Genomic DNA, 12055 nt, shown 5'->3' with positions numbered 1-12055 from the left:
GTGCGCCGGTCGCCACCAGAAAAGCAAGCTTTTCCGTGATGCCCCTCGACTTGCATGTGTTAGGCCTGCCGCTAGCGTTCATCCTGAGCCAGGATCAAACTCTTCATTGTATTTCCTTGAATGTCTGTACGACACCCGGAAATCCGAGTCCCTGCATCAAAATGGTTCTTATTCTCTTTACGCTGTCGTTACAATATGTATATGAACTTCTTTAATCTTTTTTTGCTCGAAAAAACCTAAATTTGAATCCAAATCCCTTCTCGCAAACGCCCTGCCTTATCAGCTAAGCGGGTGCAAATATACGCACGTTATTTTATCTCTACAAAATGTTTTTTGATATTTTTTTCGAAAAAAAATCAATTAAATTATAAGTGCTTGTTTTTCAGTATTCCCTTGTTTTGTTTCTTATCAAATTTTATGAAAAGAAATTCCAGACCAACCCAAATCTAATCACAAAATCGCGATACGGATAATTTGGTGCGGAGTAATAATTTGGTGCTGAAAAAATGGAATTAAGGTGTTCTGCCTTTAAATAGATTCTGGTTTGCTTTACTTTGGCATTTATAAAAACATCCAATAGTGGATAACCGCCCAATTCTTCGTTATTCTGAATATAGAACTCGCCCAATAGCGGATTATAAGCATCCATATTATATGATGTGAAATATTTAAAGGTTATTCCTGTTTGCAGGAACATAGCTTTCTTAAAGACATCACTTGAAAAATACAGACTGTTCCTGGTGACCACCTGGGGAAGATTGAGCACTTGATTGTCTTGGGTTACCTCCTGATACATTATAGTGTTCATCAAGGCCCACTTTCGCCACTTCACTTCTTTTTTATACTTCGCCTTTAGGTGATTTATGGTTCCCGCTTCCTGAAAAGGCCTTACAAAAGCAGTTTCTTGCTCCAATCCTTTTTCTTCCTCACTTGCGGTAGATGCAAAGTAGGTGTAATTGTCCACTGCGCTATACACTGCTTCCAACTGACCAAAATATTTTGAATCGAAACCAAACTTGATACTCTGTGTTTGCACCTTTTCGAAAGTGTTGTTGTTTTGCCAATTGAAATTGCGATAATCACTTTGATAGAGCAAATAATTAAAGTCCGGCATCCGTGAAGAAATATGTATGGCGCCCGTTATTGAATTGTTGTCATTTAACCGATATCTCGCCATGGCATCAAAATTATTACCGGTAAGGTCTCCGGAAACAGTGTAGTTTACGTTGCCTTTTAGAAAAAATGGCCCCAAAGTGTTGCTATATGACCCTCCTACCGAAATTTCCTCACCTTTCAATTTGTTTTGAATGGTTTCTTCTTCAGTTATAAGAAGACTGTTAAAAAAGTAATTATAGTTGTACAGGCTTATATTACCAGACAATCTGCCCAAGGTTCTATTTGAAAATCCTACTGTTCCCTTATTGAACATTGTTTTCAGCCGGGCCCTATCTTCAATTGGGGTTAAAAAAGGATCTTGACCAAATGCATCATTCTGTCGGGTTTGTTCAAAATCGTATATTTTTGATTCGTAACTAAACTCATGTCCGATGACCAAGATGGTTGGTTCTTTGTCCGTTGAATCTTTTTTGTGGTTGACCAATTTATATTGGTGATCCAGGAAATAGCGCTTTCCTAATATTCGATTGTTGGCATCGGTATACAGTAAATCGATTTTTGCCCTATCCTGAAAATCGGGCAAATCGTCTTCGAACTGAGTTCTATCCAACAGCCCCCCACTTTCTTCGCTTTGCATCTCTTGTGCCGCTATATGCCCACGAAGGCCGTATTTATCATTCCGTGTGAGATAATTAAAGGTCACCCTAAACTTCCCATCCTGAGCTTCTTCATACCTGTATTTTCCCAATGAGCGAAAACCATTGTAGGCTATGGATGCGTTAAATCGCTTGGACACATTAAAGGTAAGCAATGCATCCAAAAACTGCCCTTGCTCCATGGTTGTCTTGAACATAAGCTCCGTCATTGGAGTAGGAACGTTATAATAGTTGATGTCCTCCTTTTCAAAATATCCTGGATGTTTTGCTGTAGCTCCTATTTGGGGATAATAGGATGTTCCTGAAAAGCTCTTGCCAAGCTCGTTATAAGGTTGTCCCATATTCGCAAAAGGCATCAACTCAAAATCATCTTTTCTAAGGTAATTGTACTTGTATTCTTTTTTTATGGTTAAAGTGGTATCCACATAGGTAGTGTCCCTTTGATAGGAAATTATCATATAATCACGGATGCTGATGGAATCTTCCTTTTTAGCTTTCAACTTACCGGTTCCCTTATCTTTTAATTTTCGCTTTGTTGAATCCTTCGATTTGGTCAAAAGGGAGTCTTTATCCTGAAGTTGCAAGGAATCCGCCCGTTTTGTTGGTGGCAGCGAGTCTTGCTGCGCCATAAGAACATGGCCAAAAAATAAAAGCAGGGTCAATATTAAAAATCTCATTTCGTGATATTGGTTGGGCAAAGGTAAAAGTTTTGTTACTAAAGAAATGTGAAAAGTTGACGCATAAAAAACCCCGCCAATTGGCGGGGTTTTCATTAAAATTTATATAACAGTTCAAAACTAGTTTTGAGTTGAAATGTTTGGATTGTTTTGGATTTCCGACTGAGGAATTTCAAAGGTCAATCTTTCATCGTCATAATTGATCGGAACGCCCACATTGGAAAGGTGATTATCTCCCCTAACAACGGTTCCTTGGTTTCTCTTTAGAGAAAGGTAGCTTTTTCCCTCCCCCCAAAGCTCAATACGGGTTTGAAGATAGATCTCGTCCAATAGCGCCTGTCCCGAAAGGCCATCGACATAAGCCGTACTTGGCAATCTCTCTGCCAATAAATCCTTCAACATGGTTCGTGCAGCCCCAGCATCACCTGCCTTGGCAGCAGCCTCTGCGTGCAATAAATACATTTCCGCCACCCTTAAGTAAACATAATCAGTGGTAATGTTGGCCTGACCACCTATTACCCTGTCTGGGTGGTAGAATTTATTCAAAGGCATTAAGTCCGTATATTCCCCGATCGGCTCGGCAAACTGTTGCTTACGCACATCATCCTCTGGAATGGCCGCATAAAGGTCGGAGTCGATAGCCTTGGCGTCACCTGCCCAGGCATAACTATAGGTAAAAAGGTCCATTTGTCCCCACCAAGAAACAAGTCCAAGACCGGCATCAACCGTTAGGTCAACGCCCCAGATCCATCCCGATGTGTTCAAATCGTTGAAACCGCCCAAGACTTCCTCTGAGTTCATCAATGTATAGCCACCATTGTTTATCACATCGGCGGTCAAATCCATAACCTCCTCATGGCTGTCCCCTTTGGATGCCAGCACATATGCCAAGATGGCCTGGGCAACGGTTTTGTCCACTTGGCCCTTTGAGCTTCTGGAGAACCCGTCCAACAGAGAAATGGACTCATTAAGGTCTTTTTCCATCAGCGCATAAATCTCAGCAGTAGTCACCTTTGGCCCATTCAGGTCGTCAGGACTATCGTAGATAGGCAAGATCTCAGCTGAAGGGTCGTAGGAGTTTGCAAAGTATTGGGTCAAATAGAAATAAGCATGGGCACGAAGTGTCTTCGCCTGTCCCATCAAATATTTATTCTCCTCTATTTCGGGAACCGTTTCGTTACCGCCCAATGCATCAATTACCAAGTTCGCAGAGCGGATAACGCGGTAATAGAACCTCCAGGGCATGTAATTTCTCGTTCTAGTAAAATCCTGCGTAGACTGGAACTCTGTAATATCGGCCCTGTACCAACCATAGGTACTTACGGAAAGTGCCATATCGCCGGAAAGCATATCGCCGTATATATCGTATCCTTTATGTCCAAAGTCATCATGGTTTGTAGTACCACCACTTTGCGTAGCAAACATCGTAGAATATATCCCGGAAATAGTTCCCTCAATTACAGCTGGATTAACGGACGCCGCCTCCCCAACTTGTTCTTGTGTTAGGAACTCGGACGGTTGCTCATCCAAGAAGTCCTTTCCACAGCCCGCCAACAACAATAGCGAGGCTATAACTGATAATTTAATATTACTGTTTTTCATAACTTTTTTTCTAAAATTTAACTCTTACACCTAAGGTTACGGTAGTCAAAGGAGCATAAATCCTCCTTGCTGAAGCACCGTTCTCTCTTACAGATGGGTTAAAACCTTGTCTGGCTGTCTTGATTGCCAAGTTATCCCCGGACAACCAAATGTTTACATTTTTCAATCCCATTCTCTCGATATCCTTTTTGGGCAAGGTATATCCTATTTTGGCATTGTTGAAGGCAAGATAATCCGTACTTGTTAACCATCTTGTTGTTCCAACTCTTTGATCTTGACCTGTAGCGTCATCCAAGCGGGGCACGTCAGTTACGTCTCCTGGGTTTTGCCATCTCTGGGAAATATCCTTGTGGAGGTTTGTGGAGGCCGCACCAAAGTTATCACTCATCAACTCAGAATACTGGTTGTCCATTGCCCATCCTCCAACACTGTAGGTAAACTGTGCAGAGAAATCGAAATTCTTCACTTGTGCTGCCAATCTGAATGCTCCGAACAAATCAGGAATACCGGATTTACCTACATACTTCTGTGTTGCATCGGCATAGGTTTCGGTAATCTGCCTTTCAATGTTGGCATCAGGATTTTCATCCATGTAGGCCATCATATCAGCAATACCGTCTTCGCCATCATCTAGGGTACCGTTACCGTTAGCGTCGTTAAAGTATTGGTAGTATTGACCAACACCATTTTCTGGGTTGACTCCGGCCCACTCCCTGATGTAAAAATCATAGATAGAGCTTCCTTTTGAATATCCATAAGGAGTTGACGATGTATCCAAAATTCTTGGCTCACCTGTTGAAGGTTCAAGAGGCATCGTAAGAATCTCGTTGTTGATATGAGAACCGTTGATGGAGAAATCCAATTTGAAATCCTCTTTATTAAAAATGTGGCTAGTAAGGTTGAATTCGATACCTTGGTTCAACAATTCACCATCGTTAACCGTAACGATAGCAATACCTTGTGATGGCCCAACCCTTCTCTCAAAAATAAGGTTGTCCGTCTTTTTGCTGTAGAAGTCAACTACACCGTCCAAATATCTACCGAGACCAAACTCGACACCTGTCTGGAACATTTTGGAGGTCTCCCATGTCAAATCAGGGTTTCCATTGTCCCTAATAGAAAGTGAAATCCGGTCGTTAAGGTTATTGATGTCATAAGTGTCATATGCGATATAATAATCTTCATCATCTACTGCCTGATCTCCAGTAACACCGTAAGAAGCTTTCAACTTCAAGAAATCGAAAACACCGTTGCCTGACATGAAGTCTTCGTTGGTAATAACCCATGCAGCACCGACCGAACCGAAGGTACCCCACTTTTCGTTGATAAACCTGGAAGAACCGTCCCTACGTACCGAGGCGGTCAAGAAATATTTCTTGTCGTAATCATAGTTTACCTGGCCAAAATAAGACTCAATGCTATATCCTCTGGAAAAACCGGAAGGAGGCCCTTGCGAAACAACAAAGTTGTTCAATTCATAAATATCGGGGTGAACGGCCAATCTTTTTGAGGCCACGCTCTGCTCTCTCTCGAACTGGTTGTTCTCATGTGCGACCAGGGCCTCAATGGAGTGGCTTCCAAATTCAGTCTGGTAACGCAACAGTTTCAAGAAGTTGGTCGTCAAGAAATTCCTGTCCCTTTGGTACAGGTCACCCCCAGTGGAAATACCACCTCCATAGAATGGGTTTGTGAACGACTTGTAACGCTCAGTGGCAAACTGTGCACCAAAACGGGTTTCAAAGGTCAATCCTTTTGCAATATCGATATCCAAGGAGAAGTTACCGTTGATTTCGTGTCTGTTTGTACCTACAAAATCATACAAAGCAGAAGCAATCGGGTTCAACTGGTCAGCATTTGGTCTTGATCTAAATCCAGAAGCTGTACCGTAATCGTACTGATAACCTCCAAATATTGGGTCTTCCACCAATTGATAGTTCTCATCCCTCAAGAATACCGGGAATATCGGTGCCATTTTGTCAGCAAACTCAAACAAATTTTCAGAACCAACGGTTTGACCATTGTTTTGGCTTTTGGAATATGCATATCCTGCATTCACTCCAACTTTCAACCATTTCTTAACTTGGGAATCGGCATTCAACCTGGCCGTATATCTTTGGTAGCCAGTATTAAGGGCGTAACCGTTATCGTTCAAGTACCCAATTGAAGTAAAGTATTTGCTTTTTTCGTCACCACCAGCCATTCTAAGGTTGGTTTCTGTCCTAATGGCTGCATCAAAAGCCAAATCGGCATATCTCTGAGGTGTGTATCTTCTTGTCACTCCCGGCCTAACGGTACTGGTTGCAGGGTCGATTAACTCACCTCCATCCGCAACGTTCCACATATTGTATCCTGGATGCACATAGTTCACGGAAAATAGATTATCGTTTGCGAAAGCAACAGGATCTTCTTCACCATCCAATGCAGCACCATTACGAATACCTTCCCAAACATAACCTATGTACTCTTCTGGAGATGTGATCACGTCATACCTTGGTATCAACTGCATGTTGAAACCAGACTTCACATCTACCTCAATGTAAGATTCATTGGCTGAACCTGATTTAGTGGTAATCAAAATAACACCATTGGCACCACGAGAACCATAAATTGCGGTTGCCGTGGCATCTTTTAATACTGTGGTAGTTTTGATATCAGCAGGGTTAATGGAGTTGATGCTTCCCGTAAAAGGAACACCATCGACAACATACAAAGGATCCCTGTTACCATTAACAGAACCATACCCTCTTACACGGATAGTGGAAGTAGTACCCGGCTGTCCGGATGTATTGATTACGGAAACACCCGCAACCTCACCAGCAAGCGCCTGAGACACATTGGAAAAAGATTTTACCTCCAAGGCTTCGGCCTCAACAACAGATGCCGTACCCGCAAAGGCCTGTTTTGTTGTGGTACCATAACCTACAACTACCACCTCTTCCAAGGCCTGTGCATCCTCTTCCATCTGCACATTGATAGTGGATGAAGCACCAACAGTTCTTTCAACGGTCGCCTGACCGATGTAACTGAAACGCAAAACCTGTCCTTCGGAAGCCGAGATGGTGTAATTTCCATCAAAATCTGTTTGTGTACCATTAGACGTTCCTACAACGACTATGGAAACACCAGGAAGTGGCAGACTGTTTTGGTCCGTCACGTTACCTGAAACTGTTTTCTCTTGTCCAAAAGAGAAAGACATGCATAACACCAAAAAAGGTGTTAGCATCCATGCTAACTTAGCTCTCATTTATTTCATTTTTTGAATTAGTCCGCTCAAAAATCAATATAAAAAGTTAATATTCAAAAAAATTAACAACCTTGCACTTCATATGTTACGACAACATTAATCAACATTTTTCATAATTTTAACATATTATATGCAAGCCAAGGCCTTGTTTACTGGGTATGTAGGATTTTTTTTAACTTTTTATTGGTAATTATGTTTTTCTGCAGAAACCATTTGTTAAATTTTCAAGAAGTATGTTAAAACCATGTTACCGTTCTTTCTTTGAAGCTGGAACCGATGAAGCTGGAAGAGGCTGTTTAGCCGGTCCCGTTACTGCAGCAGCGATTACATTGCCAAAAAACTTCAATAATGACATATTAAATGATTCCAAACAGCTTTCTGAAGTCAAACGGAACATGTTGAGACCAATTTTGGAAAAAGAAGCGGTTTCTTTCTCTGTTTGCCACGTATTCGAAGACGAGATCGATGAAATAAACATTTTAAACGCCTCTTTCTTGGCCATGCACCGCGCCATAGACAAATTGGAACCTTTGCCTTCATTTTTAATAGTGGATGGCAACCGTTTTAGACCCTACCCCAACATTGACCACGAATGCATAATTAAAGGAGATGGCAAATACATAAGCATCGCCGCTGCCTCTGTACTAGCAAAAACATACAGAGACGAGTATATGGCCAAAATCCATGAAGAATTCCCCATGTACAACTGGAAAAAGAACAAGGGATACCCGACCAAGGAACACAGGGAGGCTATCAAAAAATACGGCATTACCAAATATCACAGAAAAAGCTTTAGGCAACTGCCCGAACAATTGACACTGGATATTTAAAAATCCTAACTTTGTGACAAACTTCAAGAATGAGATCAAAGGCATTTTTTTGTTTGCTGCCCATATTTATCGCTTCCTGTACAAAAGAGGTAAAGACCAAAGATTCCCTTTTGGAACATTTGCCGCCCAACCCTTCGCTCGTTTTAAAGATTACCAACCTGACCAATTTTAAGAGCGAGCTCAAAAACAACTCCAACCTTAAAAGTATTGAGGGTTTTTCCAACATAAAAGAGATTGCCGATAAAATTCAGGGACTGGAACATCTTTCTACCGACAAAACCTGTGTGCTAGCACTTTACGAAGTAGGCAAGGACAACCACGACTATATTTTAGCCACCAAAAATGATTCCGGTATTTTTAATGTAGACAGCGTGTCCAACAAAACAGTGGAGACATTGACCTACGAAAAAACCAAAGTCACCAAATTTAATCTTGATGGCCTAGAAGTCTATAGTCTACGCAAAAACAATGACATCTTATTGAGTTCCTCCATGATGCTGATGGAAAACCTCATCAGAGTTAGTGAAAATACACCTGTGGACCCTACCCTGAAAAAACTTTATCAGGCAAGTTCGCTCGATAAGTCGGCCACCATATTTATCAACCCTAGTGGCAACACATCTTTGTTAGCACTAAAAGAGCAGGATAAAACCATGGACACTCCATTTTCTTCTTGGATTTCTTTGGATTTCACAGCAAATTCCGACAAAGTTAATTTGAGTGGCGTAGCCATGGCTCCCGATTCTACAAAAAATTTCATTAATTTATTCAAGGGCACATCTCCCTTGGCGAACAAAACACCTTCCTACGCACCATTAACAGCACAGGCCATACTATCCTATACTTTTGACGATTACCAAGTGTTCGCCAACAACCAAAACACCTATTTGGACAGAGCGAAGAAAACCGATTCCCTATTTAATACCATTGAAGAAGTTGGGATAATCTATTTGAACAACGAAAAGGTCGTCCTTTTAAAGTCTTATGGCACCGAAAGTTTGTATGATTATTTGGATAGTAAAAAAACGGCTTCTCAGGACTATCAGGGCAGTGAAATTATAGAGCTCGAAAATCCAAATATTGTTGAAGAAGGTTTTACGCCCTTGGTCAAAGATTTTCAATCCAATTTTTGCACGATCTTGGAGAACAGCTTTATTTTTTCGGAACAGAAAGAAGCACTACAGACCATTATCAGCAATCATAAAAGTGCTTCTTCTTTTGACGGTGACCAAGGTTTTAAAACAGCAAAGGCATCCTTGGCGAGCGAATCCAGCATGCTTTTTGTTTCCAATGCAGCGGGAATTGATTTTTTTGCCGAACAGGAGCTTTCCACAGAGGTATTCGAGGACGTTAAAGATAAGGATTTCAAGGAGCAGGTTTTTGCATCACAAATGGTAATGGACAATGGTTTTGGGCATTTCAATCTGTTGGTATCAAAAATTGAAAAGAACCAGGAAAGAAACACAGTGTCCCCCCTATTTACTTTGGAGTTGAACACCGATTTGGCCACAGACCCCCAGTTTGTAAAAAACCACAGGACCAAACAACAGGAAATTGTGGTACAGGACCAAAATAATGTCCTCTATCTCATCTCTACCGATGGAAAAGTACTTTGGACGAAACAGTTGGACGGCAGAATCCAAGGTGAGATAGAACAAGTTGACATTTACAAAAATGGAAAACTACAGCTCGCCTTCACCACAAACGACCAATTTTTGATTTTGGATCGCAATGGCGATGAAGTTCCTCCCTTTACTATTGATTTTGAAGGTGGCAACCTGAACCCATTGGCCGTTTTTGATTATGATGGCAGTCGAAATTACCGCTTTGTTGTCACCCAAGGCCAAAAAGTATACATGTACAACAATCAGGGCAAGATAGTTCGCGGATTTACCTTTACCGATGCTCCTAGCAATATTTTGGATGCTCCCAAACATTTTAGGGTAGGCAACAAGGATTACTTGGTATTTAAACAGGACAACAGTACCCTCAGAATTTTACACCGGGTGGGAAGCGACCGGATCAAGGTACCTGAAAAGATAGATTTTTCCAGCAATGAAGTATTCCTGTATAAAAACAAGTTCTCGGTAACCAACAAAACTGGTGTGCTGCATCAAATTGATACGAACGGAAAATTGACAGCTACCAATTTTAACCTAAATCCCGATCACGGGTTTTATGCCACAAGCAATACCTTGGTTTTTATGGATGACAATATTCTCAGTATTAAAGGAAAGAAAGTAGAATTGGAACTGGGCGTATACTCCAAACCTAAAATCTTTTACATCTACGATAAAATATATGTAGGGGTTACCGATATACAGAACCATCAGATCTATTTGTACGATAGCCAAGCGAAACCCATCCCAAATTTCCCCGTATTTGGCAGCTCGTTGATCGACCTTACCGATATGGACAATGACAGAAGACTGGAATTGGTGGCCAAAGATCAGGAAAACTCCCTGATCGTATACAAAATAAACTAGTTTGCTTTGTTATTGCAACCTGTACAATAATTGTTACGAAACATACATTTTTAGTCTGAAAGAGGGTTTTATTTGAGTAGTTTGGACAGTATTGCTTTATCAACAAACTAAAAAACACTTTTAAATGAAAACCTCAAACAAACTATTCTACTGTTTGTCCTTTGCCCTATTGCTGGGCACCAGCGGAGAGGCTCAGTTCTTTAAAAAATTGGCCAAAAAAGCGGAAAAGGCGGCTGAACGCACAGTTGAAAGAAGAGTAGAAAGGGAAACCTCTAAAAAAACCGACCAAGCACTCGACAGTATCTTGGAGCCGGGTTCTGGAGGGCAACAAGCTCCGGGAGCCCCTTCGGAAAATGGAAACCCAACGGGTACCAATACCGAAAACAGTACCTCAACCCGTCCAGTAGCGGGCAGTCCAAAAACTATTGAAGTCTACAGTAAATTTGATTTTGTACCGGGTGACAAGCCTTTGTTCTTTGATGACTTCAACGATGAGTTTATCGGTGATTTTCCCTCCAAATGGAATACCAACGGTTCCGGGGAAGTGGTCACCATTGGCTCAATACCTGGCAAATGGTATTCCGTGGCCAGTAGAAGTATTACCGTGCCCAATTTGGGCACCACCCTTCCCGAGGATTTTACTATGGAGTTTGACCTTAAAGTGGTCAACTTAAGCAGAAATACGGGTTCTGGTGCCAAATTGGGCATCTATTTTTCCGAAACCTCGGGACTTACCACTAACGAAAACAATGTATTGGCCAACCTAAACTTTTGCCAATACATAGCGATCGGAGTAAGAGTGGACAACAATTTTAAGGGAGATCCAGTTCCCATACAGAACACTTTACAACAAGACTTACGAGAGGTTTACAAAGATGTGGTCCATGTGTCCATAGCCGTAAACAAGAATAGATACCGTCTTTGGCTAAACGAGATAAAGGTTGCCGATCTTCCCCAATTCATCGTAAAACCAGAATTGATCAACTATGTAAAGTTTTATGTGAACGGTATCGACAAACAAAAGAGACAGGAACAAGTATTGATCAGCAACCTGAAAATTGCAGAAGGTGGGGTTGATTTACGCAGAAAACTCATGGCCGAAGGAAAAATCTCCACCAACGGCATACGTTTCAACTCCGGCTCGGCGGATATTTTACCACAATCCATGGGTATAATCCGCCAAATCTCCCAAGTGTTAAATCAAGATTCCGCTATGAGCCTCAACATTGTGGGACATACCGATTCCGATGGTTCGGACGAAAGCAACATGAAACTCTCCAAAGACAGGGCCGAGGCCGTTAAAAAAGCGCTGGTATCCGTTTATGGGATTTCCGAGAACCGATTGAACTCCGAAGGAAAAGGAGAAGCGGAACCTGTTGCCGACAATGGCACCTCACAAGGCAAAGCACAAAACCGACGAGTTGAATTCATTAAACTTTAATAA

The 12055-nt window shown here is 41.6% G+C and carries 6 protein-coding genes and 1 rRNA gene; 3 read left to right on the top strand and 4 right to left on the bottom strand.

Annotated elements, in window-relative coordinates; genetic code table 11:
- The 4 genes from AC13CC_RS07820 to AC13CC_RS07805 form a co-directional block, all read right to left on the bottom strand.
- A 16S ribosomal RNA gene (locus AC13CC_RS07820) occupies positions 1–110 on the bottom strand; the annotation flags it as partial.
- 305 nt (positions 111–415) lie between these two features.
- The gene (locus AC13CC_RS07815) at positions 416–2449 is read right to left on the bottom strand and encodes a putative porin (RefSeq protein ID WP_482876808.1); all 2034 of its coding nucleotides are present in this window, start codon (positions 2447–2449) and stop codon (positions 416–418) included.
- Between the two features lie 120 nt (positions 2450–2569).
- The gene (locus AC13CC_RS07810; protein ID WP_482876810.1) at positions 2570–4051 is read right to left on the bottom strand and encodes a RagB/SusD family nutrient uptake outer membrane protein; all 1482 of its coding nucleotides are present in this window, start codon (positions 4049–4051) and stop codon (positions 2570–2572) included.
- Positions 4052–4061: 10 nt separating this feature from the next.
- Positions 4062–7295: a SusC/RagA family TonB-linked outer membrane protein gene (locus AC13CC_RS07805; protein ID WP_482876812.1), complete on the bottom strand. Its 3234-nt coding sequence runs from the start codon at positions 7293–7295 to the stop codon at positions 4062–4064.
- 233 nt (positions 7296–7528) lie between these two features.
- On the opposite strand from AC13CC_RS07805, the gene AC13CC_RS07800 reads away from it, so the two are divergent.
- The 3 genes from AC13CC_RS07800 to AC13CC_RS07790 all read left to right on the top strand — a co-directional run bounded on the left by AC13CC_RS07800 (position 7529) and on the right by AC13CC_RS07790 (position 12052).
- Positions 7529–8125, top strand: coding sequence for a ribonuclease HII (locus AC13CC_RS07800; RefSeq protein WP_482876814.1), 597 nt, complete (start codon positions 7529–7531; stop codon positions 8123–8125).
- Between the two features lie 29 nt (positions 8126–8154).
- Positions 8155–10611 (top strand): ribonuclease HII, encoded by a 2457-nt coding sequence (locus AC13CC_RS07795; protein ID WP_482876816.1) that lies wholly within the window; start codon positions 8155–8157, stop codon positions 10609–10611.
- A 124-nt stretch (positions 10612–10735) separates the two neighbouring features.
- The gene (locus AC13CC_RS07790) at positions 10736–12052 is read left to right on the top strand and encodes an OmpA family protein (protein WP_482876818.1); all 1317 of its coding nucleotides are present in this window, start codon (positions 10736–10738) and stop codon (positions 12050–12052) included.
- Positions 12053–12055: the final 3 nt, after the last annotated feature.

This window comes from Flagellimonas sp. L-11, assembly GCF_056857735.1.
The sequence above is the reverse complement of the archived record's forward strand: the minus strand, read 5'-3'. Positions and strand labels throughout refer to the sequence as shown.